Annotated in this window: 26 protein-coding genes; 8 read left to right on the plus strand and 18 right to left on the minus strand. The window is 38.1% G+C overall.

Annotated features, from left to right (window positions below; translation table 11 throughout):
• Positions 1 to 25 precede the first annotated feature (25 nt).
• Positions 26 to 706, minus strand: coding sequence for a class I SAM-dependent methyltransferase (locus AC1D0Y_RS13995; protein WP_028408820.1), 681 nt, complete (start codon positions 704 to 706; stop codon positions 26 to 28).
• Between the two features lie 104 nt (positions 707 to 810).
• On the opposite strand from AC1D0Y_RS13995, the gene AC1D0Y_RS14000 reads away from it, so the two are divergent.
• Both AC1D0Y_RS14000 and AC1D0Y_RS14005 read left to right on the plus strand, forming a co-directional pair.
• A complete protein-coding gene (locus tag AC1D0Y_RS14000) occupies positions 811 to 1,035 on the plus strand; it encodes a DUF3892 domain-containing protein (RefSeq protein WP_013056672.1) in 225 nt (74 codons plus the stop codon).
• Between the two features lie 12 nt (positions 1,036 to 1,047).
• Complete coding sequence (locus tag AC1D0Y_RS14005; RefSeq protein ID WP_013056671.1) at positions 1,048 to 1,194, plus strand: hypothetical protein; 147 nt, start codon at positions 1,048 to 1,050, stop codon at positions 1,192 to 1,194.
• 305 nt (positions 1,195 to 1,499) lie between these two features.
• On the opposite strand, the gene AC1D0Y_RS14010 is transcribed toward AC1D0Y_RS14005, so the two are convergent.
• The 3 genes from AC1D0Y_RS14010 to AC1D0Y_RS14020 all read right to left on the minus strand — a co-directional run bounded on the left by AC1D0Y_RS14010 (position 1,500) and on the right by AC1D0Y_RS14020 (position 4,650).
• Positions 1,500 to 2,375, minus strand: coding sequence for a helix-turn-helix domain-containing protein (locus AC1D0Y_RS14010; protein WP_014460489.1), 876 nt, complete (start codon positions 2,373 to 2,375; stop codon positions 1,500 to 1,502).
• A gap of 437 nt (positions 2,376 to 2,812) precedes the next feature.
• Positions 2,813 to 3,904: a bifunctional diaminohydroxyphosphoribosylaminopyrimidine deaminase/5-amino-6-(5-phosphoribosylamino)uracil reductase RibD gene (ribD, locus tag AC1D0Y_RS14015; RefSeq protein ID WP_253352717.1), complete on the minus strand. Its 1,092-nt coding sequence runs from the start codon at positions 3,902 to 3,904 to the stop codon at positions 2,813 to 2,815.
• Positions 3,901 to 4,650 (minus strand): GTP cyclohydrolase II, encoded by a 750-nt coding sequence (locus tag AC1D0Y_RS14020; protein WP_028408822.1) that lies wholly within the window; start codon positions 4,648 to 4,650, stop codon positions 3,901 to 3,903. The genes ribD and AC1D0Y_RS14020 overlap by 4 nt, the downstream gene beginning before the upstream one ends.
• 356 nt (positions 4,651 to 5,006) lie before the next feature.
• On the opposite strand from AC1D0Y_RS14020, the gene AC1D0Y_RS14025 reads away from it, so the two are divergent.
• Positions 5,007 to 5,330 (plus strand): winged helix-turn-helix transcriptional regulator, encoded by a 324-nt coding sequence (locus tag AC1D0Y_RS14025; RefSeq protein WP_028408823.1) that lies wholly within the window; start codon positions 5,007 to 5,009, stop codon positions 5,328 to 5,330.
• A 118-nt stretch (positions 5,331 to 5,448) separates the two neighbouring features.
• Here the strand turns inward: AC1D0Y_RS14025 and AC1D0Y_RS14030 are convergent, their stop codons facing one another.
• The 4 genes from AC1D0Y_RS14030 to AC1D0Y_RS14045 form a co-directional block, all read right to left on the minus strand.
• A complete protein-coding gene (locus tag AC1D0Y_RS14030) occupies positions 5,449 to 6,657 on the minus strand; it encodes an MFS transporter (protein ID WP_060747434.1) in 1,209 nt (402 codons plus the stop codon).
• A gap of 336 nt (positions 6,658 to 6,993) precedes the next feature.
• A complete protein-coding gene (locus AC1D0Y_RS14035) occupies positions 6,994 to 8,049 on the minus strand; it encodes a tartrate dehydrogenase (RefSeq protein ID WP_060747435.1) in 1,056 nt (351 codons plus the stop codon).
• Between the two features lie 148 nt (positions 8,050 to 8,197).
• Positions 8,198 to 9,697, minus strand: a complete 1,500-nt coding sequence (zwf, locus tag AC1D0Y_RS14040; protein WP_477707702.1) for a glucose-6-phosphate dehydrogenase — start codon at positions 9,695 to 9,697, stop codon at positions 8,198 to 8,200.
• Positions 9,698 to 9,822: 125 nt separating this feature from the next.
• Positions 9,823 to 10,734, minus strand: a complete 912-nt coding sequence (locus AC1D0Y_RS14045; protein ID WP_286128190.1) for an AEC family transporter — start codon at positions 10,732 to 10,734, stop codon at positions 9,823 to 9,825.
• A 256-nt stretch (positions 10,735 to 10,990) separates the two neighbouring features.
• On the opposite strand from AC1D0Y_RS14045, the gene AC1D0Y_RS14050 reads away from it, so the two are divergent.
• Positions 10,991 to 12,508 (plus strand): alpha/beta hydrolase, encoded by a 1,518-nt coding sequence (locus AC1D0Y_RS14050; protein WP_477707703.1) that lies wholly within the window; start codon positions 10,991 to 10,993, stop codon positions 12,506 to 12,508.
• A 321-nt stretch (positions 12,509 to 12,829) separates the two neighbouring features.
• Here the strand turns inward: AC1D0Y_RS14050 and AC1D0Y_RS14055 are convergent, their stop codons facing one another.
• A complete protein-coding gene (locus AC1D0Y_RS14055) occupies positions 12,830 to 13,519 on the minus strand; it encodes a DUF421 domain-containing protein (protein ID WP_225049775.1) in 690 nt (229 codons plus the stop codon).
• Between the two features lie 135 nt (positions 13,520 to 13,654).
• Between AC1D0Y_RS14055 and AC1D0Y_RS14060 the strand changes: the two genes are divergently transcribed.
• The gene (locus tag AC1D0Y_RS14060; protein ID WP_060747439.1) at positions 13,655 to 14,284 is read left to right on the plus strand and encodes an NUDIX hydrolase; all 630 of its coding nucleotides are present in this window, start codon (positions 13,655 to 13,657) and stop codon (positions 14,282 to 14,284) included.
• 4 nt (positions 14,285 to 14,288) lie between these two features.
• Here AC1D0Y_RS14060 and AC1D0Y_RS14065 read toward each other — a convergent pair whose 3' ends face one another.
• The 4 genes from AC1D0Y_RS14065 to AC1D0Y_RS14080 form a co-directional block, all read right to left on the minus strand.
• Positions 14,289 to 14,687: a PaaI family thioesterase gene (locus AC1D0Y_RS14065; protein ID WP_477707704.1), complete on the minus strand. Its 399-nt coding sequence runs from the start codon at positions 14,685 to 14,687 to the stop codon at positions 14,289 to 14,291.
• Between the two features lie 113 nt (positions 14,688 to 14,800).
• Positions 14,801 to 16,954, minus strand: coding sequence for a DNA topoisomerase III (locus AC1D0Y_RS14070; protein ID WP_060747441.1), 2,154 nt, complete (start codon positions 16,952 to 16,954; stop codon positions 14,801 to 14,803).
• 264 nt (positions 16,955 to 17,218) lie between these two features.
• On the minus strand, positions 17,219 to 18,517 hold the full coding sequence (locus tag AC1D0Y_RS14075; protein ID WP_060747442.1) for an arsenical efflux pump membrane protein ArsB: 1,299 nt from the start codon (positions 18,515 to 18,517) through the stop codon (positions 17,219 to 17,221).
• Positions 18,518 to 18,532: 15 nt separating this feature from the next.
• On the minus strand, positions 18,533 to 18,883 hold the full coding sequence (locus AC1D0Y_RS14080) for an ArsR/SmtB family transcription factor (protein WP_013056623.1): 351 nt from the start codon (positions 18,881 to 18,883) through the stop codon (positions 18,533 to 18,535).
• A gap of 292 nt (positions 18,884 to 19,175) precedes the next feature.
• On the opposite strand from AC1D0Y_RS14080, the gene AC1D0Y_RS14085 reads away from it, so the two are divergent.
• Together AC1D0Y_RS14085 and AC1D0Y_RS14090 are read left to right on the plus strand one after the other, a co-directional pair.
• The gene (locus AC1D0Y_RS14085; protein ID WP_235593644.1) at positions 19,176 to 19,862 is read left to right on the plus strand and encodes a hypothetical protein; all 687 of its coding nucleotides are present in this window, start codon (positions 19,176 to 19,178) and stop codon (positions 19,860 to 19,862) included.
• A gap of 72 nt (positions 19,863 to 19,934) precedes the next feature.
• A complete protein-coding gene (locus AC1D0Y_RS14090; protein WP_060747443.1) occupies positions 19,935 to 20,636 on the plus strand; it encodes a hypothetical protein in 702 nt (233 codons plus the stop codon).
• A gap of 144 nt (positions 20,637 to 20,780) precedes the next feature.
• Here the strand turns inward: AC1D0Y_RS14090 and AC1D0Y_RS14095 are convergent, their stop codons facing one another.
• A complete protein-coding gene (locus AC1D0Y_RS14095) occupies positions 20,781 to 21,557 on the minus strand; it encodes a YibE/F family protein (RefSeq protein ID WP_060747444.1) in 777 nt (258 codons plus the stop codon).
• Entirely contained in the window at positions 21,554 to 22,546 is a 993-nt protein-coding gene (locus AC1D0Y_RS14100; RefSeq protein ID WP_060747445.1) for a YibE/F family protein, read from the minus strand. Before AC1D0Y_RS14100 ends, AC1D0Y_RS14095 begins: the two co-directional genes overlap by 4 nt.
• Before the next feature lie 551 nt (positions 22,547 to 23,097).
• Between AC1D0Y_RS14100 and AC1D0Y_RS14105 the strand changes: the two genes are divergently transcribed.
• Complete coding sequence (locus AC1D0Y_RS14105; RefSeq protein WP_477707705.1) at positions 23,098 to 23,664, plus strand: peptidoglycan-binding domain-containing protein; 567 nt, start codon at positions 23,098 to 23,100, stop codon at positions 23,662 to 23,664.
• A gap of 236 nt (positions 23,665 to 23,900) precedes the next feature.
• Here AC1D0Y_RS14105 and AC1D0Y_RS14110 read toward each other — a convergent pair whose 3' ends face one another.
• From AC1D0Y_RS14110 to AC1D0Y_RS14120, 3 genes are all read right to left on the minus strand, one after another.
• Positions 23,901 to 24,221, minus strand: a complete 321-nt coding sequence (locus AC1D0Y_RS14110) for a 2Fe-2S iron-sulfur cluster-binding protein (RefSeq protein WP_028408845.1) — start codon at positions 24,219 to 24,221, stop codon at positions 23,901 to 23,903.
• Between the two features lie 77 nt (positions 24,222 to 24,298).
• Positions 24,299 to 24,478: a hypothetical protein gene (locus AC1D0Y_RS14115; protein WP_013082801.1), complete on the minus strand. Its 180-nt coding sequence runs from the start codon at positions 24,476 to 24,478 to the stop codon at positions 24,299 to 24,301.
• Positions 24,479 to 24,751: 273 nt separating this feature from the next.
• Positions 24,752 to 26,059, minus strand: a complete 1,308-nt coding sequence (locus AC1D0Y_RS14120) for an MFS transporter (protein ID WP_477707706.1) — start codon at positions 26,057 to 26,059, stop codon at positions 24,752 to 24,754.
• Positions 26,060 to 26,347 lie beyond the last annotated feature (288 nt).

The raw sequence follows: 26,347 nt of genomic DNA on the forward strand, positions 1-26,347 counted from the left end.
ACATATAAGGAGAGGTGTGCTGATTTTATTGTTTCTTAAGCATAAATAGCCATAGAAACGTTAAGGCTTGCTTTAATTCATTTGGGAGCTGTCCAATCAGCTTATCTGGAACATTTCGCTTATATACACCTTCGCCATCGATTACTTCCCATCCATTTTCTTTTGCAAGCTGTTCAAACTCCCACGGCATCATCGTATTGCAAATAACGTCTTCACCATATAGTCTTTGAAAACTATTGGTACGAGGTTGAGCAGTTGGTCCAAGAATACCTACACATGCATATCCTCCTGTTTTTACAACTCGGTGCAATTCCTTCAAAGCTAATCGCGGGTGCTCCGTCCATTCTAGGGCGTTGATTACCATAACCCCTTCTACTGATTCAGAAGACAGCGGAAGCTGCATAATATCAGCTTGAGCGAACGACAAATTTTCACTTTTATGCAGCTGGGATGCTTTTTGAATCATTTCTTCCGATAAATCAAGACCGACTGCTTTATATCCAGAAGCAGCTAGAAGAGACGTTCCAAACCCATCACCGCAGCCCACGTCTGCCACTATACCACCTGATTTAAGATGTTTTTGAATAAATGGAATCACTGTTTTCCGACTTCCGTTTTTCCACATCTCTTCACTTCGGCTATTCCAAAATGAGACTTTTTGATTCCATTCGTCTTGAGCTTGATCATGCCAATTAAATGTTGTCATTTTTTATCCCCTTTGCACTCTTTTCTTTACCTTATCACTTTTTATAATGAATAAAAACGACTATTTCAGCAACCATATAGATGTAAAGGAAGGTGTTTATTTGTATGAAAGAACGTTTCGTTGCAGTACGTAAAAATGCAGACGGCGACCTCTTAGAATTCCAAACGGCTTCAGGAGACGTTTTAACCTATGAAGAAGCGTTAAAGAAAGTAGAAGCCGGGGACGTTGAGCATGTGAGTACCTTTGTAGGGAAAGACGGCGGTACGTATATTCGCAGCATTCCTGACCATGACAAAACAAATAATCTCGATGCATTGCCATCGTTTTAAAGGAGAATGAAGATGACTAAAAAGAATAACAAAGGAAGCGCTAATCAAAGTAACCCAAAAACGCAGCACCATCTTGTTGAAATGGGTGAAGAAATTTCAAGCGGGGATAATTCAAAAGGAAACAAACGCAACAAAGATCAGTCAAGTAAAACACAATAAGAAAAAGCCGTGCTAAGAAGCACGGCTTTTTCTTATTAATGTTGGCTAGGAAGACCTAATGTTGAAAAATCTCCTGTTGCTACGCTTGTTCCAACTGAAGCAACACCTGCTACTAATGTAAATGCTAATGCCATACCGACTAATACTTTTTTCATAATTATTTCCTCCTCTTTCTTTGATTTGACTCTAGTGTATCACAGGATAAAAGTAGATGAATTCCTTTCTATCAGCATTTATTGCCTTAAAACCATGGATTTCCTCCATTTTGATAGAAATTTCTCAAAAATTATAATGATAGGAATATTTTAAACAAATAGAGCTTCAAGTTCTTTTTCTACTAGCTTGACGAATCGCTCATTTCGTTGCAGGGTGAAAATGGTCATAGACTTTTCCATATATTCTTTACCTTGTTCAATTTTACCTAATTTAATTAAGCTCTCTCCTGCTTGGTAATGAAGTTCTCCAAATAAATACATTGATTCGTTACTAATGCACAAATCGATTCCTCGATTGCTATATATTAATGATTCATCATAGTTACTCATATCCCCAAGCGTTTTGGCAAGTGCATTTAAAATTCTAATTTTTATATTTTCGTCTTTTGTTTGGGGCAGCTCATTTAAGCTTTTGAGTGCTGTTTGATATGTATCTAGAGCCTGTTCATACTCTTTCTCTTCATAAAGAATAATCCCAATGCTATTTAAAATTTCAATTTCTCTTTCTTTATAAAACGTTGCCGATTGCTTAGTAAGCTCGATCGCTTGGTACATTTTAGACAGCGCATCTTCTTTGTTGTGATGAATGTAATACACGCAAATCCCTTCGTGCCACATTAAAAATTGCTTGTTCAGCGGGTTTTGAAACAGAGGACTTTCTTTTTCTTTTACAATGATATTATGAATAGCATCATAATCTCTCTGACGAATATATTGACGAATTAACGATTGAACCGCATCTACGTAATCAAGTCGAGGTGATTCTACACTATCAAAAAAGTAGTTAACATCTACGCCAAGGCGCTTAGAAATTTTATAGAGGGTAATGCTTGATGGATATTCTTCACCGTTTTCAATTTTGCTGATTTGCGCTTGTGTACAAATGTCTCTTGATAATTCTTGTTGTGTCAACCCTGCCATTTTGCGAAGGTCTCTCATAACACTCCCAATTCTATACTCTCTCATCTCTTTTCTCACCCTTACTTTCACATAATATATTCTCTCTATAAACATATAGTGCTTTTATTTAGATAGTCAACTGTAAACACGTTAAAAATTTATACGATGTTTCGAAATTGACCATTCCCTATAATAGCAAATTAATCTATAAGAGTAAAATAGTGTATGATTCCTCTTCTCTAAAAAATCCCATAAAAAAAAACGTGATTGAGACATAACTACATCAATCCAATCTAAAGACGAACAAATAGGATAAATAATCTGGACTACTTGTCACACCGCCGTTGATTTTCGTGCAAGACTTCGCTTCGCCCTCCAATCAACCGCTAAAAGCATCTGCATCGATGAAACCTCTGTTCACCATAACAGCAAAAAATCCGAACGATAAATCGTTCGGATCTTCCTTCAACTAACATATTTTTGTTCCATTCTCATTCACATTTTTATTTATAAACAGGATATCCAACAAATTTAAAGTCTTTGCCGATTGACGTCACAGAAAGACGCTCCACGTCCACTGCGTCCCACATTTTCTCTACGCCTTTTCCTTCTAGGAAAGTAGGAGCTTCTTTTCCTCCTGAAAGCTTTGGAGCCATATACAGCACCAATTTATCAATTAAACGATTTTCCACGAATGCGGCATTCACTTCGCCCCCTCCTTCAATTAAAAGAGACGACACAAATTTCTCACCTAGTATAGAAAGCATGTCTTCAAGATTTACTTTATCCTCACCGCTTGTAACAAATACTTCGACGCCTTGCTTTTCGAGCTGTTCTTTTTTTTCTTTTGAATAGCCCTGACTTGCAAATACCCACGTTGGAGCTAAAGAATCCGTTGCTAGCTTAGATTCAAGCGGCATGCGCAGCTTTGAATCCATCACAATACGAATTGGACTGCGGCCGCCTTCAATGCGAGTTGTCAGCTCGGGGTTGTCCTTAATGACCGTATTCACCCCTACTAAGATACCCGCTGTTTCATGACGCAGCTGATGTACATCCAAACGAGCTTCCTCAGACGTAATCCACTTGCTGTGAGAAGAAGCAGTTGCTATTTTACCGTCTAACGTAATCGCTGACTTTAATGAAACAAACGGCTTCTTCGTTACAATATACTTATTGAAGACCTCATTCATTTGACGTGACTCTTCTTCACATACACCTGTTATGACCTCAATGCCTGCGTTTTCTAAAATTTCAACTCCATTACCTGCTACTAAAGGATTGGGGTCTAAAGTTGCTATGATCACTTTTTTTACACCGGCTTCAACTAGCGCTTCAGCACAAGGACCTGTACGTCCGTGGTGTGAACAAGGCTCTAGCGTTACGTAAGCAGTTGCCCCTTTTGCTTGTTCGCCAGCCATTCGCAGCGCGTGAATTTCAGCGTGCGGTTCGCCAGCTTTTAAATGCGTCCCAATTCCAACGATTCGATTATCGTTTACAATGACCGATCCTACAAGCGGATTTGGCTCTGTTTGTCCTTTTGTTGCTTTTGCGTTTTGTAAAGCTATATTCATATAAAATTCGTGATTGATCAAAGAAGAACCTCCTCTTTTAAGTGTCCTGAACGTTTAACTTTAGTATCTAAATACTTTTCATTAAACTGAGATACATCTCCCCAAAGTGGAACGCGCCCTGATAAAAGTGCGCCGTTTTTCTCAAGCGCGATTAGCTTTTTCGGATTATTGGTAATCAGCGTAACCGGTTTTTGGCGCAGCACTTTTAACACGCTGATGGCATCACTATAGCTGCGAGTATCATCTTCAAATCCTAACCCTTCATTCGCTTCTACCGTATCAAATCCGTTTTCTTGAAGAACGTATGCCATTGCTTTGCTGAATAGGCCAATACCGCGTCCTTCATGATTTGCTAAATAAAATAGCGCTCCGCTTCCATTTTCGACGATCATTTTCATCGATTGTTTTAATTGAAAACCGCAGTCGCAGCGTTTGCTTCCGAATATATCTCCCGTATGGCAGATACTGTGCATACGAATGAGTGCCTCATGCGATTCTTGAAAATCTCCGTACACAAGAACACTCGATTGCTGCATGTCAGCTAAATTAGCTCCTTGCATTTTTTCAATAAGCTCTTCCGTACTTAAAGATCCTTCTTTTACATTATCAGAACGCAGCCATGAATACCAACTAAATACTTGTGTCTCACCATCTAGATTCACAGGAAGCGTGATAGGTCCTACTATATAAATAAAATGATCATCATTTTTTACTACGTTAATTTTATCTTTTAAAATTGAAACAACTTTTTCGTTAATCACAGTCATTTCCTCCTCTGATGTGTCTTTCACTTATCTACTATTTTCACATTTTGCTCAATCTCTCACATGAACAACTATTTTTTCTAGCACTTCACTACATTTATCTTTTTTAATTGATGTATCAGCTTACTAAAAGTAAGTAACTTTACTTGCTTAAAGTATTATATGACGATAAATTTATCTTGTAAAGCTTTTATGCTCTATTTGTTACTTTTAGTAATTAACTTCCTTAATTATATAAATTATATAATCAAAACGTAAAAACGTAAAGTAATTTATATTCTTTAAGTAATTAAATTACACAACACTAGATAAAATGCTGACTTTGTTTTATAATATAGGAAGAGAATGGAGGTAATAACATGGACGGTTTAGCACTCTGCCCGCGTTTTGAAAAGGCTGTTACTATACTAACGAAACGTTGGACGAGTTTGATCATTTTTCAGCTGCTTTCCGGATCACAGCGGTTTTCTCAAATGCAAGAAGCACTTCCAGTAAGCGGAAGGCTCTTATCCGAGCGCTTAAAAGAACTAGAGCATGAAGGAATCGTCATTCGTACGGTTATTCCGGAAACTCCAGTTCGAATCGAGTATTCATTATCCAACAAAGGATTAGCACTAGCGCCGGTAATTCAGGAAATTCAGACATGGTCCAGTGAGTGGATTACAAAAGAAGAAGTGGAATAAAAGAAATCTCTAAAGAAATCAGGAGGGCTTCTATATCGATATGCTCACAGCCGTTTTCTTTAGAGCTCTATAAATAAAAAAGGCATGCTCCCCTTGAGCACGCCTTTTTTTATTTATGTTATTTTCCTAATGATTCATTTTGAGAAATAATGCGCTGTTTCTGGCTTTTTCGGCCGTGCAATACAAGGTATACTGCTATAGCTAAAAGAGCAACAACAGAACAGAATACATACATTCCTTTATACCCGGCTGCTGTGGATAAAATGCCTAATAAAAAGGACCCTAAACCCATTCCAGAGTCAAAAAACACAAAAAACGTAGCTGTGGCGACACCTCGGCGATGAGGAGAAGCTTTTTTTACAGCAATGGATTGAAAACTTGATGTAATCGTTCCAAAGCCTAATCCAATCAATGCTCCAGCTAATAAAAACACCCAGCTTGTCGTCGCTTGGCTAAGTAAAAAGATACCGATGGCTAAAGATAAAATGGACGGATATACCACGCTGTTTTCTCCGTATTGATCAAACCATTTTCCAGTAAAAGGTCTAGAAGCTAATAAGCACACCGCGTATACAACAAAGAAAAAGCTTGAAGCTTGCGTAAAGCCCATTTCTTTTGCATAAATAGACACAAACGAAATAACACTTGCATATGAAAAAGCTACCACAAGGCCAGCAACAGAAATAGGCAGCGAACGGTATTCAAAAAACGCCGCAAGACCTTTAGCTGGCTGTATTGCATTTGTTGCAGAAGAAGCTTGCACCTCAGGTACACGAAGTACTAGACTGCATAATACTGCTAAAACAGAAGATACAACCGCAACGGTAAAAACCGCTGTATGACTCAAAGTATTTGTTAACGTTAAGCCTACAAACGGACCTACTACCATCGCTAAGTTCATGAACGTCGCATAGTACCCCATCCCTTCGCCTTTTCTCTGTTCTGGGATTACATTTGCAACGATTGCTCCTGTAGCAGTTGTGCTCATTCCAAAACCAATACCATGAAGCACACGCAGCAGCAGCAGCGCAGATAATGAGTGAATATTCATATATAAAATAGAACCAATTAAAAAGATAAAGACACCTATCAATAGCACTTTCTTTTGTCCTAATGTTGTCATCCACTTACCGGCTAGCGGTCTGAACACAATACCGGACACTAAAAAAATTGTCACAATTAACCCTAGGCTTTGTTTACTTGCATGAAGTTCATCTGTTGCAAACAGCGGCAATGTGACAGTTAACATATAAAAAATGACAAAAACAAAAAAGCTGGTCAATGAGACCGCTAAAAAATCTTTTGTCCATAATTTCGATTTCTGCATGATTTTCCTCCTTTTATTTGTTTATTCGTATCTATTTATTAAAACAAACTAAATCATAGTCTAGAAATAATATGTATACGAATCATCTCAACTCAAACTATTATAGGGTTCATATATGTAAGTGTCAACATGTATTTATCGATTTTGATTTCCGGGCAAGACTTCAATTTCCCCGCAGGAGTCTTCGCCTTGCCCTCCAATCAACCGCTAGAAAGATCTACACACATGAAACCTACGTTTACCACAAAAAAAACAAACCATGAATCAAACACTTTGATCAATGGTTCGTTTTTCACTTCGTCTAATATTCTTTTGTCCTAGCCTCTTTTAGAACCTTCACTTCTTTAAATGAGAAATAATTTGATCCGTTACTTCACTAGTAGTTGCGCTGCCTCCCACATCTGGTGTAATGATGCCCGATTCCGTCACTTGTTCAATAACCTCTAACAAATGACTGCCTAATTCTTGTTCACCGAAATGATCCAACATCATTTTAGCCGTCCAAATCTGTCCGATTGGGTTTGCAATGCCTTTTCCGACAATATCAGGAGCAGACCCGTGCACCGGTTCAAACATCGAAGGATATTTTCCGTTCACATTAATATTTGCAGCAGGAGCAACGCCAATACTTCCCATAATAGCAGCTCCGATATCTGTTAAAATATCTCCAAATAAATTACTTGCCACAATTACATCAAAACGACTTGGATTTGTAACGAAAAAAGCCGCCAGCGCATCGATGTGCTGTGAGTCTGTTTCAATATGAGGATAACTCTTGGCAACATCTTGAAACACTTCGTCCCAAAACGGCATGGAATGAACAATTCCATTTGACTTCGTTGCGCTTGTAACTTTTGCTTTTCTTTTAGAAGCTAATTCAAATGCGTAGCGCATCGCTCGTTCTGTTCCTTTTCGAGAGAAAACAGCATTTTGAATAGAAATTTGATCTTCTCCTTGATAAATCCGTCCTCCTACTTCACTGTATTCTCCTTCACTATTTTCACGAACAACAATTAAATCAAAATCTTTTGGGTTCATTAGTGGAGATGCAATGCCTTTTAATCTCTTGGCTGGACGAATATTAATTACCTGCTGAAATTCTCGACGAATCTTAATGAGCAGACCCCATAGCGAAACGTGATCTGGCACAAGATTTAAATTTCCTACGGCTCCTAAAAAAATTCCGTCAAAGTCTTGAAGCTGCTTTAGCCCATCTTCCGGCATCATATGTCCGTACTTCAAGTAATAATCACAGCTCCAAGGAAATTCTGTAAATTCAAATTTTAATCCCCCGTGAAGATCTGCAATCGTACGAAGGACTCTCACCGCCTCCGGCACAACTTCTTTTCCTACTCCATCTCCTGGTATGTTCGCTATTTTTAACGTTTTCATCAAAAATCCCCCTGCGTCTTTTTATATTAATCTCTACACAATACTTCATGCATCTACTCTTTTGATTATACGCAGGGAACATAAGAGCCTCAAGAAAATTCAGAATATACAAAGTATGAAAAAGACACCCCTGAAAGAGATGTCTTTATTAAATCGGTAAAAACACTCCGGGTGCTTCTCCATGTTCATCGTCATCGAGCCACCATCTAAAGCCTTCTTGTGCAACTAATTTTTGTGCTTCTTCAGGACCTTGTGAGCCGGATGGATATTCATAAAGAGGCAGCATGTCAGCTTCAAATGCATCTAATACAGGCTGCACCCATTGCCAAGACAGCTCTACTTCTTTCCAATGGGCAAAAAATGTGGAGTCCCCGATTAATGCGTCGTAAATAATTCGTTCATATGCTTCTGGCACACTTTCTTCTTCTCGTGAAAACGTAATACGAACCGGCTCAATAACACCATTTTTTAATGGATTTTTGCTGTTAAGCTGCAAAGCGACGTTTTCACTTGGACTAATTTCAATAATAAATAAGTTTGGTGCTACTTTGTCATAAGGAGTTTCATACAGACCTTTTAAAGAATCTTTAAACTCTACGACGATACGAGTTGATTTTTCTTTCATTCGTTTGCCCGTTCGAATATAAAAAGGAACGCCTTTCCAAAATGGATTATCGATCCATAAACGTGCTGCCACAAACGTATCATTTTTAGAGTCTGCTTCTACGCCAGGCTCTTCTTTGTATCCTCTAACAGATTTGTGATCGATTTCTCCGCTTCCGTATTGCCCTCGTACAACATCGCGAGCTACTTCTTCCGCTTGAATTTTCCTCAGTGACTGCATTACTTTTTGCTTTTCTTCTAAAATGTTTTCTGAGCAAATTCGTTTTGGAAGATGCATAGCTGTCATCATGAGAACCTGTAGCATGTGATTTTGAATCATGTCGCGTATGGCCCCCGTATGATCATAATACCCTGCACGATTTTCAACACCGACTGTTTCACTTGCCGTAATTTGTACGTTCGCAATGTGTTTGTTATTCCACAATGATTGCAGCACAGGGTTCGTAAATTCAAGCGCTTCTAAATTTTGCACCATCGGTTTACCTAAATAATGATCAATTCGATAAATTTCTTCTTCTTTAAACGTGCTGCTTAGCTTCTCATTAAGCTCTCTTGCTGAAACAAGATCATGTCCAAACGGCTTTTCAATCATTAGACGCTTCCAGCCTCCAGTTTGATCTAAGCCGCTTTTCTTTATATGCAAAGCAATTACGTCGAAATATTCGGGTGCTACGGACAAATAAAACAAACGATTTCCTTTACTTCCATGAGTTGTTTCTTGCTCATTCACAGCCTTTAATAGCTGTTTGTAATCTTCTGTTTTGCTTGCATCTACTGCTTGATAATGAAACAGAGACAAAAAATCTTCCTCATTACTTTCCATTTTCCGTCTCGAAAAATCGTTTACAGATTGTTTTACGCGCTCTTTAAAATCCTCATGAGACATCTGCTCGTACCCCGATCCAATAATAGAAATAGCATCAGGGAGCTTTTTGTCTGTAAATAAATTATAAAGAGCAGGAAAGATTTTTCTTTTTGCTAAATCACCCGTTGCGCCAAATAAAACAAAAGTTAAGGACTCCACTTTTTTTCCTCCCGTCAGGTTGTATGTATGATGGATTTTCTCTTCTCCTAGCTTACCTCTGTTTATTTGGGAATATCCTTTTTTCATCAAAAAGGACGCTCACAAGTGCGAGCGTCCTCAGTTATTTACATTAAAATGTTTGTCATTCCCCACAGCAGCAAAAAGCTTAGCAAAATGGTCATATTTGACACGGTGCCGACAAATTTTTGATCGTATTTGAATTCTACTGCGTAAGGTAAAACTGACCCCGCTACCGGTAGAATGAAGCAAACTAAGATTGTATACCGAAACATATCTTCAAACGGAAGCAAGAAAAACAGCGCAATCCCTACGCCGAGTCCAATCACGTAGCGGATGCTTAAAAACATGATAATTTTTTTCAAATAGCTTTTTTGGAACGAGAAATTTAAGTATACGCCTAAAAGCAAAAGAGAAAGCGGCATATTCGCTTTCGAGATAATGCCTGAAACGTCTAATACGTATGATGGTAAATGAATGCCTATAATCGCAAAAAGACAAATGATTACATAGGTAAGAAGCGGCATTGATTTTAATACTTTATATAAAATCTTTTTAAATTCAATGTCAATGTCATCCCCAGAGTAGTAGCTGCCAATTACATAGCATAAAACAAAAATAACAAAAGCATTTCCGACATCAAACATACCAAAGTATTTAAGCCCTTCTTTTCCCCAAATGCCTTCTACTAATGGATAGGCAAACATTCCAATATTAAAACCTGGAATCATCATCGTCAGCATGCCTTTCACTTTTCTTTCATCTTTTCGAAAAACGAAAACTCCAACAGCAGCTAACAGCAAGCCATAGACAACCCCAATAACTAATAGTAAAATAAGCGATCCATCAATTTTAATACTGCTGAATGTAACAATAATCAAACAAGGCATTGTGATATTAAAAATAATTCTCGCTAAAGCTTCCCCGTCTTTTTGCTGAAGGAGGTTTGTTCGTTTTAGTATGTATCCTAATAGAATAATGGTAATGGAATACAAAAACTGACTGTTAAAGCTGCTCATAGACCTACTCCCTTGCCCTCTTTTATACTTATTTAATCGATTGTTTTACCCTGTCTTTTTTAATCCTTGTTTCATTATAATATAAGCAGCCTAAAAAGAAACTAGAGAATTGGATGCAGTTTACCTATTTGTCAGACAAAAACAGCTTAGTAACAAACGAAAAAACTTTTTTCTAAATTAATTTTAAAACAGGACATTTTTCTTTTTTATGGAATTTATTTAAAAGGTATGAGTATTTTCATAAGGAGGAAGAAACGTGAAACGAAAAATGATAGCGCTTACTTTTTCTGCTACTCTTTGTTTTTCAGCTTCAGGATCTCTTGCTGAAGCTGCTAACAAAACAGATGTAATTCCAAATGCTGATCAGTCAGCAGAAACCTATTTTGACGGAGCGAACGGGAACTGGCTGACGACTAAAAACCCCGCTCAATATCAGCAGGCTACGCTCTATGGAAACATCGGGCTTACTCCTTATAACTGGGGAAAAGCTGAAAATGAATCAGGCTGGTATCGAATCAATCAGCCCGCTGCGGTTAAAGGAACTCAAGTAAATGGCATTTTTGAAGACGCTCAGTTCGTCATCCGGGTTCCTGATAACTGGAATGGAAAACTTGTGGTAGCCGGCATTCCCGCGACGCGCAACGAAACGTCCACCGATTTATTATTCAGCGATTACGTTCTTAAAAAAGGCTATGCATTTGCAGCCACCGATAAAGGAACGCAAGGAGAAAGTGACCCTACCGATCCTTTTGCTAAAGTAAAAAATGCACTCGTTAACGATGACGACAGCGTAGCAGAATGGAATATGCGCTATCGTCAATTGACAAAAGCTGCTCAGCAATACTTGACTACTCATTATTCAGACAAGCTAATCAACCCGGCTAACCGAAAAAATCCTGCAAGCGATTTGATTCGAAACAATCATAAGGTACCGACGTATGCAATTGGCATTTCAAACGGCGGATACGTTGTCAGATACGCACTTGAACACGATGATCCAAAACAAACAAAAGAGCCTCGTTTATTTGATGGAGGCGTCGATTGGGAAGGCGTATTATGGAGTTCAAAAGCACCAAATTTAATTAGCTCACTAACACCTGTTGTCAACAACGCAGAGGAAGCGCTGTACGGAACGGGAAAAGAACAGAAAAAAGCCATGAAACAAATGTACAAAGCAGGTCTTCCGAAAGGATCAGAAAAATTATGGAATTATCATGATCAAGTGTACTGGGCGGTCACATTAAACATTTACCGTGACCACTTTGATCCAACTTCTCCAGGAAGAACAAACTGGCACAACTATTTAAACTTTACTTCAGCAGGTCTACGTGATCGCTCATCGGATTATATCTTTGAAAATTATCGCTATCAAACTCGTCCAAAAAGTGTAAAAGAAAATGTAGCAAAAGTAGAAAATACAGGCGATATCGATGTACCTCTTATCAGTATGGCCGGCTCTCTCGATTCACTTATCTTCCCGTCTATTCACGCGGAAGGCTATGAAAAACTTGTTAAAAAAGCTGGCAAAGCAAATCTTCATCGTCTCTATACCGTTAAAAACGGAAATCACGTTGACAGCTTAGTATGGAATAAACAAACGGATCCAAATCAAGAGCTTCAGCCTCTGCTTCCATATGCCCATCAATCTTTTGATTTGTTAGTAGACTGGGTGGAAAATAAAAAAGCAGCGCCTGCAAGTAAAGATATTAAAGCACCTCAAAATAACCTTAAAGTAATGGACATAAATTCCGGACAAGAAGTAGATCCACGCTAAGGTTGAAACATAACGAAATGAATCCAACCTAAAGACGAACAAATGAGATACATGAGCTAGACTGCTTATTACACCGCAGTTGATTTCCGTGCAAGGCTTCGCTTTCCGCGGGCGGTCGCTGAGCCTCCTCGTCGCTTGCGCTCCTGCGGGTCTCATCTGTTCCGCTTTCCCCGCAGGAGTCTTCGCCTTGCCCTCCAATCAACTGCTAGAAGGAACGAAACAGATAATACTATGTTCACAATCACAAAAAACGAACCACTAATCAAACATGTTGATTAATGGTTCGTTTTTCACTTGGGCTAAAATACTTTTCTCTCAGCTTCAGTCTTCATAATAATCAAGATACAAATGACCTGCTGAATCTGCTTGGCCTAAAAATACCTTATCGGCTGCAGCACCTTTCTTTTGGAGCTGCTCTTTAACCCATGCTACGCTATACCCTAGCTCATGAACCGCTTCTTTCATTATATTTCCGTCCATGATAATCGTTTGAGGTAATCGTGTCGCCTCTCCTTTTATTAATAAATCTTCTCTCGTAACGTTTTGCTTTTCTTTTTTTAACAGCACGCTTAATTCACCGTTGGTTTCGAGCATAGCAAAAGCTACATCTTCCACGTAAAAGATGTCTTTTTTCCGAAGCTGCTCCATGAGCTCATCTACTGTATATTTTTCTTTTTTTACATTTCCCTCAAGAATTTTTCCTTCTTTAATGAGGATCGTTGTCGTCCCTTCCACCGCTTTTCGAAAACTTATGCTTTTTAACGATACGTTTGATACAAAAATAAGAAACGATGCCCACACTAAAATCGCGACTACCCCGTGACTCGCCTGTAGATCTACATCCATTGAAATTGTTCCTGCAATATCTCCAATTGTAATACCAACGATATATTCAAAAAAAGAAAGTTTGGATAACTGTTTTTTCCCCAACAGCTTTGTAATAAAAAACAAGCCAAGTAAAATCAGCACTGAACGAAGTACTACTTCCATCCAATGATTCAACGCATGCACCTTCTTTACTAAAATTGATGTATTTTTTATTTTGTGCATATTTATATGGATCAAAGCAGATTTTCACCTTCCATTATTTACATACCTTTCCTGGCAGGTTAGAGTAGAAAGAAGTAGGAAACAAATGGGGGGTTTATAATGAACGATGAAGTGCTAACCGTATTTAACGACCAACAGGAGCGCATAGGAACAGCGTCTCGCAAAGAAGTTCACGAAAAAGGCTATTGGCACGAAGCGTTTCACTGCTGGTTTGTCAGCCGTGAAAATGATACAGACTATATTTATTTTCAAATTCGAAGCGAACAAAAACAAGATTACCCCGGCGCACTTGACATCACAGCTGCCGGACATTTGCTTCATACAGAAACCGCTGTGGACGGTGTAAGAGAAATTCACGAAGAGCTCGGCATAAACATTTCATTTGATGAATTGCTTCCTTTAGATGTATTTAAATATGAAGTATCTCAGCCGCACTATATTGACAAAGAATTTGCACATGTATTTTTATACTACAGCTCTCACCCTCTTAGTGCGTTTACGTTGCAGCAAGAAGAAGTATCAGGACTTGTAAAAGCGCCTTTTTCTCACTTTTGCGAACTGTGGCTTGGAAATCAAACAGAACTGATCATTGAAGGGATAACAAATAAAAAAGAGCCGATTCACCGTACAGCCCATAAAAGTGAATTTGCTCCTCATCCCAAAGCTTACTATAAAACGATCATTGCATTCATTAGCCAGCAGCTGCATTCAGCAGAAAAAGCTTAGAATCCTAAGCTTTTTCTGCTGAAAAAATCATATATGTTGCACTGCCAAGCGCAACAAGTTTACCGTTGCTGTCTTCAATTTTCACTTCTCCAACTGCAAGCGTTTTGCCGCGATGAGACAGTGTGGATTTAGCAACTAAATATTCACCTATACCCGGCCTTGTGTAATTTACTTTTAATTCAACTGTACTGGCACTTTCAGCCTCAGAAAGAGAAGACCGCACAGCTGAACCAACCGCCGCGTCGATAAGCGTAGCAATAACGCCTCCATGAACCGTTCCTCTTCCTTGCAGAAGCTGCGGCTGAATCGTGATTTTTAACTCCCCATATCCTTTTTCAAGCAGCGTTTCTTCAATGCCAATATAATCCCAAAACGGAATCATCCCTTTACCCGTTCGTTTCATCAATCTCATCCTTTGCATAAATAAGCTATGTAAGAACTTCTAGAAAAGCTGGAGAAATCCTGTTTCTTTGCATGTAAAAAGCGCCTGCTCTTTAGCAAACGCTTTTTATCCTTCTATTTTTCAAATAAAAACTGCACTTTGTTTTCTTTCCATTCTAACTTAGCGTTAAAGGTCTTATCGCCTTTTTTAAAACCTTCAATCAAATCTGTCTGTCCTTCGCTCAACAGTTTTTTTAAATTAGCCTGCGTAACTGTTTTACCTAAAATCTTTTTCGATACGGTAAACGTGCATTTTGTTTTTGTATAGTTTGAGCATCCGTAAAAGGAGCCTTTATCGACTACTTTTCCATCGCAAAGCCTACACGAACCAAACGATTTAGAAGAAAAGCTTTTACCTTTGCCCTTGCCTTTTCGCTGAATGGATTCAGTGTCGTATCCGCTGAAGTTCCACTTACTTTCTGCTTCGACAGCGTCTTCGATAATTTTAGCTGACAGCTTTTTTGTTTGTTCCATAAAAGCAGCGGCCGATGCTGTTCCTTCTCCAATTTCAGCTAGACGCTGCTCCCACTTAGCCGTCATTTCTGGTGAAGCTAAAATTTTATCGCCAATCGCGTCAATCAATACCTTTCCTTTATCAGTCGCAAACACTTGGTTTTTTTTCACATCAATATATTTACGGTCTTTAAGCATTGTAATGATTCCCGCACGCGTAGCTTCAGTCCCTAACCCTTCTGATTTTGCTAAAATCTTCTCCAGCTCGTCATTATCCAAATGCTTGCCAGCTGTCTTCATCAGTGTAATCAACTGACCTTCTGTGTAGCGTTTTGGAGGCTGTGTTTTACCTTCTTTTACGTCTACTTTAATAACTTTTCCTTCTTCGCCTTCTTGAACATTTGGAAGAATAACGTCGTCGTCTTTCTCGTTTTGAAAAATTACTTTACGCCAGCCTTCTTGGATTTGCTGCTTTCCTTTTGAAATAAAAGCTGCCCGCTTTTCCACGAGTGTCGTAATCGTTGTATAGTCGAAAATCGCTTTTTCATAGTGTGCCGCAATTAGACGTCTTACGACTAAGTCGTAAATTTTCTGTTCGTCTCCTGACAGTTTGCTAGGGTCCTTCACTTGTTCCGTTGGAATAATCGCGTAGTGATCGCTTACTTTTTTTGCATTTACATAGCGTTTATTTCCCAGGACTGAAGAGTAAGGAAGCGGAAATAAATGTTCGTATTCAGAAAAAGCACTCAGCTTTTCTAAAATCTCAGGAAACGTTTCGGCTTCTCCTTCTGTTACGTAGTTTGAGTCTGATCTTGGATAAGAAACAATTCCTTTCTGATACAGCCCTTGCAGCACATCAAGCGTCTTTTTAGGAGAAAACTTAAACGCTTTATTCGCCGTTGCTTGAAGTGATGATAAGTTAAATAATAAAGGCGGCTGGAACTCTTTTCGCTCCGTGACGAGTTCATGAACTTCCGCGTCTTTTCCTTCGCAAAACTGAGCAATTTTATACGCCATTTCTTTTTCTTTAAGACGCGGCTCTCCGTCTTGATGCCATTTGCCTTCATACTTCTTTCCTTCAATATCAAACTTAGCAAGCACTTCCCAAAAAGGCTCTGATTTAAAGTTATCAATTTCCTTTTCACGCTTTACGATCAAAGCAAGCGTTGGCGTCTGCACGCGCCCCGCTGAAAAAACATCTGACATGCCGTGCTTTTTTAACAAAATGCTATACACCCGTGAAGCATTCATCCCAACGACCCAATCCGCACATGCTCTTGTATATGCTTCATAATAAAGGTTACGCGTATCGCTTTCGTCTTTTAACTGTTGAAACCCATCATAAATGGCCTTTGGCGTTAAAGAAGAAATCCACAATCGCTTCATCGGCTTATGCACACCTGAGAGCTGAATGATATTACGAACAATCAATTCTCCTTCACGCCCCGCATCTCCCGCGTGAATAATTTCTGTGACCGTCGGCTTTTTAAGCAGTTTTTTTACCACTTGAAACTGCTTAGCTTTTGAGCGCGTCACTTCATATTGAAAGCGGTCTGGAATCATCGGCAGCGTGTCAATTGACCACTTTTTCCACTCCGACTTATAATCTTCCGGACTTACAAGCTGACATAAATGCCCCACTGCCCACGTCACGTACGCTCCGTCTGTAAACACTTCATTCGGTGGAATCTCTAAATAGCCGTCGTGACGCTTCGGCTTAAACTGTGAAGCTAGAGTCGATCCTTGATCCGGCTTTTCTGCAATAATTAACTTCATGTATTTAATCACCTTACATTTCAAATTTCCATGTGAAACTTAGTCAGTTTTATTATTTTATCATAGAAAGAGCTGTTGGAGTATGAATGGGGAGAAAAGTAGTTTCAATGAGAAATACATATTCCATTTTAAAAGCGTGTCAGTGTCCGTTATAATTTTCCAACAAAAAAGCTGTAGATTAGTTTCTACAGCTTCGATACACATCTGAATTTTTCTGGCACAGTCATTATCATATCGACTAAAACAAATCTCCTTTAGCACGCGTTATGAAATAATCAATAACCAAATATACAAACCAACAAGCGTAATAAACAATGTCGGAATCGTTAAGATAATACCCGTTTTAAGATACGTTCCCCATGAAATTTTCACGCCTTTTGTTGAAAGAACATGAAGCCATAAAAGCGTCGCTAAAGAACCAATCGGGGTAATTTTCGGACCTAAATCCGATCCAATAACGTTTGCATAAATCAACGCTTCCTTGATTGTTCCAGCTGCGTGTGTTGCATCGATTGCCAGTGCATCAATCATAACGGTTGGCATATTGTTCATAATCGATGAAAGAATAGCGGCAGTGAATCCCATACCAATTGTTGCTGCAAACAGTCCATGACTAGCCGTTGCTTGGATCACATCAGCCAGAATTTCTGTTAAACCAGCATTACGCAAGCCGTATACAACAACATACATGCCGATAGAGAAAAAGACAATCGCCCACGGAGCTCCCTTTAGCACTTTTTTTGTATGAACCGCTCGGCTTTTTTTGGCCATCATCAAAAACAGAATAGCAATAATACCTGCAATAATCGAAACAGGGACGCTAAAGAATTCTCCAACTAAATAGCCTAGCACTAACAAAACTAAGACAATTCCGGATAACCTAAACATCTTTTCATCTTTGATGGCATCCACTGGCTTCTGCAAATCTGCTACATTGTATTTCTTAGGAATTCTTTTGCGGAAATACAGATATAAGACCATAATACTTGCAAACAGAGAAACCAAATCTGGAACAATCATGCGTGATGCAAATTCAGAAAAGCTAATACCAAAGAAGTCGGCTGATACGATATTTACTAAGTTACTAACAACAAGGGGCAGCGACGTTGTATCTGCAATAAATCCACTTGCGATAATAAACGGAAAAACCATTTTATCGTCGAACTTTAATGCCCGAACCATGGCTAATACAATGGGTGTTAAAATCAACGCTGCTCCGTCATTAGCAAATAGCGCTGCTACAACGGCTCCAAGAAGAGACACGTAAACAAACATACGCACGCCATTCCCTCCTGCGGCTCTAGCCATATGAAGCGCTGCCCATTCAAAGAAACCAATCTCATCTAAAATTAAAGAAATAATAATAATAGCAATAAACGTAAGAGTCGCATTCCACACAATGCTGGTTACCTCAAGAACGTCTTGAAAATCAACAACGCCTGCCAGTAAAGCAAGCGTAGCTCCCCCGCAAGCCGACCAGCCGATTGACAAATTCTTCGGCTGCCAAATAACAAAAATTAATGTTACTAAAAAAATCAATGATGCTAGTACAACTGATGCCACTTTTTAAACCTCCAATTATTCACAACAACTAATACGCAGTCCTTGTTTTTCCAGCTCTTTTAAACGTTCGTCCTGACTTGGTACAGATTCAAGTATGCCCAGAACAAACTCATAGTACTGGCTTTCTTTATTAAGAGAATAAAAAACCCATTGCCCTTTTCTTCTTTCCTTCACAAGCTCAGCATCTCTTAATTTTCGCAAATGCTGACTAATTGAAGGTTGGCTAGCTTGATAGATATCCACGAACTCACACACACAACATTCATTGTTCTCTATTAATTTCACCATCGAAAGCCTTGTTTTATCTCCCAATAATTTTAAGATTTGAGCTGCCTTTTCAATACTATCTATAGATTTTGTACTCATTAATGAACACCTCCTACTCCCTTTCAGCTGATGTATAAATGGGCTTATGTATTAATGCTTCATTACTATAATTGATTTCTAACTGATTTACAATTTTTTAGTGAACTAAAAGTGATTTAGTAGTTGTTTAAGGATTTGATTTAAAGAAGTTATTTTTTCCTACTAATTTAAGCCAAATCTAGCATACGATAATACAGGTATGTTTTCTCGTAAAAATGCTCCTAATGTCCTTGGACAAACATACATACTTATTTTGTCTATCTGAATAAAATATAGAGAAAAATAAGAAAGGATGATTACGATTAAAAAACATTATTCCTATTATAATCCGCAAGATGGTAAATATTATGTAGACAAGCCTTACTCTCTTAGAGACGATAAAGTATCCCCCTCTGCTGCCCCTAAAATCCCTTTAAAAAATACAGCCGATAGAGCTTATAAAATTCCTGTATTCCTCAGCCACCCTTCTATGCTTAATGCTACTCAAACAAGATTTCTTAATCGTTTAATCGATGAAATTGAACGTGCTCTTCTTTTCCCTCGTACACTGCCTGATACGGAGCAATATCCTAATAAAACGATTACAAGCGTTCGCCGAATGATCCTCTCTAGCTATGGATTGATTGCGGTGAATATGCAGCAAGTCTTTGCCAATTATACCATGACGAATATTCCCGGTGGTACACCTCCGCCACCATCATGGGAAGGTGCTCCGTTTTTACAAATAGAGCCAAGCATGGGTTACCAACGAGGCCTGCCTCTACTTCTTATCAAAGAATCAGGTGTCAACAGTATAGGCGTTTGGAATCCAGCAGTAGTTCCTTTCTTTATTATTGAATGGGATTCTACAAAACCGCTTGATGAGTTTTTTAACCGTGTTGAATGGAGAGAAATATTTCAAAACTGGATAGCTCAAGTACGAAATGGCTACTTTATTCAAACACAGCCTTCCTATCGATACGGCCCGGATGATCTATAGAAAGAATTTCAACCGAAGAGCACTTTCGAAAGCTGTTTCTATAAAACAAGTTAGAATGCGAGGTGAATATAATTGACTTTAATTAATAGTGGGACATGCGTAGGAGTTCTATATCGAGCTAATGCCGGTGCCTCTTGCAGAAACGGGTACTGTGTTCATAATGGAAGATTAGTAGGCGGCGTCATAAGCTCAAATGCTGGTACCTTAACGGTTACAAGAAGCATCGATAACACAAAGTTACAGACTTATAATGGTATTCTTCTTAGCCACCGAGCCGTAAACCGAACGACAGGGCAAGTCACGCAGCAATATTTGTATTTTAGAAAAAATCAATTGGAAAAGGTAGAAGTCACACCTTATACACAATATAGTGACCCTAGTTGTCAAAGAGAGAATCATTATAATATCCGTGATATTATCTATCCTGGTGAATGTGTAGGAATCAGATATCGGTCAGAAAATGAATGGCATATAGGAAATGGGCGATATCTATATTGGACAGGCCAAGTGAATCACTGTATATTTGATGAACGTCCGCAAAGTACAAATGGACAATTTTTACGGCAGATTTGGTACGCACATTGGATACTCGATCCAAAAAATGAGCGAAATATTATACACCAAAAAACCTCCAGAGGACCTGGATCTCCAAGAGGTGAACGTAGAATTTATGTGTTTAAAAATCTGCTTCCAGCAAACGGTGAGACCGTCCTTGTAAAAGCTGCTTCTCCTGTAAATTCTGCTTCCTGGCCTTTTCGTATTATCTATCAGTGAGAAAAATAGAGAATAATCCTTCGTTCAACTATAACTCACAGCCTCCATCAGTTGTTTTTCAACATTCCACAACTAATGTGAATGCCCATCCAAATATTAATGACTACCAGTTGGATAGGCATTTTCTTATGATTTTTCTGTTTTTTATTTGTACATATGGTTCGCTTTTTCTCTTTTTTGTAAAAAAATAGAGGCACTAATCCACGAAGTAATTGGAATAATAATGGCTACACCAATGCCTCCGCTTAAGATAGAAATGACTTCTGCACAAAAGGTTTTTGAATTGATAATATCCCCAAACGAATACGACAATCTCTTAAACCATATAATTAACGTCAAATATCCCCCTACAAATGCAAAATACAGTGTATTGGTTGTGGTGCCTAAAATATCTCTTCCGATTTTTAGTCCTGAATTGAAGAGATTTTTTTTAGTTACGGACGGATCATGAACAAATAATTCATTCATAGAAGATGAAATAGATAGCGAAATATCAATGATCGCTCCTATGGCTCCCATAATAATCGTACAAATGGCTATTTTAGCAAAGTCAATTCCAACGTAAAGTGAAAAAGCGTTAATTTCTTCTTCTTGTTCTTCTCCAAACCCTTGAATCATGGCATGATGTTCAATGATAAAAATAAAGAGTACTAAAACGGCTAAGGTAATAATCGTTGAAACAAACGCAGCAAGCGTTTTATGATTGAATTTATTAATATAAAATAAATTAATGCAGCTAATGATTGTACAAGCGATCACCGTAACAATAATCGTATTTTTTATAGACAGCATAAAGAGAATGGTTAGAAAAATAACGCCAAAATTCAAGAACAAAGCAAGGAAAGATCTAATTCCTTTTTTTCCGCCTACAATACTCATCAGAATAAATAAAATAAGAGCTAGCAACAGTAAAACGTTCACTTTCTGTTCCCCTTCCTAAAAATAAAAAGAATCGAAAGATAGAGTGTAATTGGAATCGTTAGCACAATGCCGATGCTGCCAGTAAGAGCACGGATTAACTCTAACGAGAAATTCATTGAAAACGTGTATCCTAAAGGAGAACCGTTTTTTAAATAAAGAAGGACCATTGGAATTGCTCCACTTATATATGAAAAAAATAAAATATTCGTCATGGCTCCCATGATGTCTCCGCCAATTTCCTTGCCCGATTTTAGCAAGTCTTTGTGCGCTATCTCTTTATTCTTTTCATATAGTTCATAAACAGAAGAAGTAATCGTAATAGCTACATCCATCACAGCTCCTAATGATCCTATTAGTACCTCACTCATAAATATTTTTTGAGGAGGAATCGTCACAAACTCCATTCCTTCATAATGAAGACCGTTCGAATCTGTTAGCTGCATGACGATGTACGCAATTAATAGAGAAACAAACGTACCTATTAAAGTTGAAATAATTGCTACATGCGTTTTTTCTTGATTACCGCTTACTAATAATAAAGAAATAACTGTAAAAAGAACGACCGCAACAATACATACAGCTAGCAAGCTCACATTCCCTAGTGCTAGATATACATTTAAGGCCCCGATTAAAAGTACAATATTAATAAATAAGCTAATGATTGAATAAAAACCTTGTTTTTTTCCAATCGCCAGCAAAATCAGTATAAATAAGCCCGCGACAGCGGTAACCTGCGTGTCCCGCTTCACTCCTTCAATCGTGCCGCTTAAAGCATGCTGTGAATTCTTTTCTAAGGAGACAAAAAGATCTGTTCCGACAGTGTACTTTTGATCATAAGCACCTGAGTATGAGTACGTATTCTCTAAATGGATAAGCTTCCCTTTATATTTTCCGTTCATGATTTTAGCAACAATTTTTTGAGAATATACGGTATCTTTGTTGTGATTTAAATCAGCAGATTTATTTTGTTCTACAACATTCGTCTTCACTACCTCCGCTATCGGTTTTTTATAAAGCGAATAATTGTGGTTTGTTACTATTAGCGCTATACACAAACAGCAAATTCCTAGTATATAGAGAAAGATTTGTTTACGCGATAATTTATTAAACTTTTGCTTCGAAAAAAGATTCCTTATATGCTGGGAATACAGAGGTGACATCACGTAATTCCTTTCTGGTTATTATTTGAATGCAGAGCTCTTGAACATGAAGAGACTACAAAGAGATCTAAGACCCTTTGCAGTCTTTTCATTCGTTTATTTATTATGGGCGCTATACAGCAAAACACACTATGATCATGCAAGACACTCCACCTACTATTTTTCATTCCGTACTGTATCAGAGAAAAGTGAAATTATAGTGAAAACATAGAACGATTTATCTACTTCACTAGTTTTTTATGACTATCTTATATAATCATAGGAATATAAAAGCAAATAGAAAACTGTTTGCGCTATAATAAATTGACTTTATAGCTACTGATTAGTTATAAAACTCATGAAAAGCGACAAATAGTTGCTAAAAACAAGGAGGTTATTTCATGTTAACGAAAAAAACACTTGTCATGCTTTCTACTCTCACCCTTGTAACAACATGCGTAGCATTCAGCACTCCAACTACTGAAGCAGCTGCTAAAGATACCTACTCACAAAAAATTGAAACTAAAGCAGAAAAAAGGCCTACGCTTCGTAAAGGTTCTCACTCTAGCTACGTAAAGGACTTACAGCAAAGCTTAAAAGATGTGAAGTATAACACATCAGTTGATGGAATTTTCGGTACGCAAACACAAAACGTAGTAAAAGAATTTCAAACCGATCACAGCTTGTCTCCAGATGGTATTGTTGGCCCCTTAACATGGTCAGCTTTAGATGAGAACAAGGTAGAAAGAAAGCAATTTCCTGTCAGCACAGCTATTACATTCGGTAAAAAAGAACTCGGTGACAACATTGTCTTCAGTACAGACGACCGCTTACGGAAAGATAACAACGATAAAGCTTACTACAGATTCGTAGCAAAAAACAAAGACTGGATGGATCAAGGCGGATCAGGTACCATAGGGTGGTATCATAGGGTGGTATCATATTTACAAAAATGGAGATGTGATTGAAGCATCCAATTAAACCTATTTACAAATAACGGTTCGAAAAAAGCCTTCATAATCACTCTTTTGAGTGATTTACTATTTCCCTTACAGAATGCTAAAATTTAAAGGAATCATTCCGTAGGTACTTTACTTTAACAAGAACAGCTTTTTCTCCCCGCAGCTGTTCTTGTTATTTTTTAATAAAAATGAAAAAAGCAGCATGCTGAACATTCAACACGCTGCTTTTTGCGATTCCAGGACTACTCTGCGGGTCGAGGTCCTGCTTCTCGTCCTGAGCTCTCTACCGTTAATATTGGGCGAACGGTGATATCTTCATTTACACGAATTTGACATGATAAGCGCAGGTGATCTTCAATTGAACTTTCTGAGTATGCATTTTTCTCTGCGTGTGTTAAATCACAATATTCACCTTCAAGCACTTCTACCCTGCAAGTCGTGCATTTAGCTTTCCCGCCGCATCGATGAAGAATATTTATACCGTTGTCTTCAAGTGCCAAGACAAGCTTTTTTCCTTTTGCCACTTCAAAACTTCCGTATCCTAAAACGGTTACTCTTGGCATGTATCTCCCTCTTTCCCTCTACTACTGTGTATAAGCGATTTGAATTACACTATATGCAGTTTCTTTTTATTGCATGCCTAAATCCAATTAAGAAGACCATCATTTTGTAATACGGCAACTAAAACGACAATCCCAAGTATAATAACAGGTATCAGTGCTTTTAAAATTTGATACTTAGATAACTCTATACGTTGAGGCTCCTTTAACAAATGACTTTGATTTAACTCAGTATTGTTTTCACTTTCTTTATGATTCATGTTCCTCTGCCTTTCTATTTTTTATAGTGCGGTTCATATCTACTTCTGCTGACATCACAAAAATAGACACAGAATTTCTTCATAAAAACCATCTTAACCTTTTTAAGAACATGCTATACTAACAATTCTGTTTTAAAATAAGTCTCTATCATATGTTTTAAACAAACAAATTTACCTTATTTCCCTTCTTAATAGCATTTCTCACATCGCTAAACGCACAAGCAAGGTCTTTATTTATAATCAAAAGTAAACCCCATAACGAGTCATGGGGTTTTACTTCGTACTTTGTTTTTTTGGAATTTTAATTTGTTTAATATCTTCCAGCACATAAATATAAAAAATTAAGCCTAGCAACAATACAATTCCTGCTACAATAAAGCTTAGATCAAAAGAACCGGTTTTATCCAATAGATATCCCGTTAAAGCTGTAGCTATAATTCCACCAAACAAATTATTAGCTAAATTAACAATAGAACTGAGAAGAGAAATAGAGCCTGCAGGCGCAATTTCAGCAGAAATTGACCAGCCGATTGGTGCCGTTGCCGATATACCTGCCAGTCCAATCGAGATACAAATCATCGCTACTACAACACTATTGGTGAAAATAGAGCCTAAAAAAACAAACCCTAAGCATAATCCTACAACAATGATCGTGCGATATACTTTTTGACTGTTATATCCTTTTTTTATGAGGTAATCAACAAGCCAACCGCCAACTAAAATGCCAGCAAATGTAGCAATTAGCCAAGGTACTGCCGTAAGCAGACCCGATGACATGATATCCATACCGTATTTTTCTTTTAAAAAAGTTGGCAGCCAAGTTAACAGTAAATTAAACGTATATCCATAGCCTGTAAACCCAATCATTAGCCCCCAAACTTTTCGATTCGTAAATAATACTTTTAAGGTATGTAAAAATTTTGATGTTTGTTCATCGTTCGCATTTAAATTATTTTCTTGAATATACTTCAACTCATCATCTGATATGCGTCTGTGCTTTTCTGGTTTTTCGTAATAAAACCAAAACAGCAGCGTAAACAGCACGTTTATAATTCCAATGGATAAAAATGCTGTGCGCCAATCAAATTTGGTGATGAGAAACGCTACAAGAGGCGCGCCAAGTACATTTGAAAATTTGGCCGCTGAATCAAACAAAGAATTTGGTAAGCTTCTTTCGTTTGGAGGAAACCATAGAGATGTAGCTTTTGATGCTGCTGGAAAAGCTGAAGCACTCATTATTCCTATTAAAAACCGGACGATATAGAGAAGAAGTTTTCCTTGCAAAAATGCCATCGACATCGTTAATAAACTCCAAATTACCATACCCACTCTTGTTACCCATGCTACTCCGAACCGATCAAGCAAGCTTCCCGCAGGTATTTGCATGATCGTATAAGAATACGTATAAATAGAAAAGACAATTCCGAGCTCTGTTCCCGTTAAGTGAAATGCATCTTGTATTGCAGGAGCGGCCACTGACACCGCTACACGATCAAAATAATTTAAAATAATCATACTGCTTAACAAAGATGAAATAAACCATCGTGTACGTCCTGTTCGCTTTACTGAATGTTCACTCATAGCTAGCTCCTTTCATCAGTAGTTTGTTCGTTTTATTACCGTAGCATTCTACTCAATACCACAACTTCTTTTGAAAGAAACATGCGTTTTCTTCATCCACCATGTAAGAAATTCCTCATGATAAAACATAAAACAAAAGAGATTGAGCCATAACTAAATCAATCCAAACTACAGCTAGAAGCCACCACCTACATGAAACCTACGTTCACCATAACAACGAAAAAATCCGAACGAGTTGGATTCTCAATCAAGAATCTCGATTCATCGTTCGGACCTTTTTTTACCTAA

The organism is Priestia sp. P1_B12_1, from assembly GCF_056406695.1.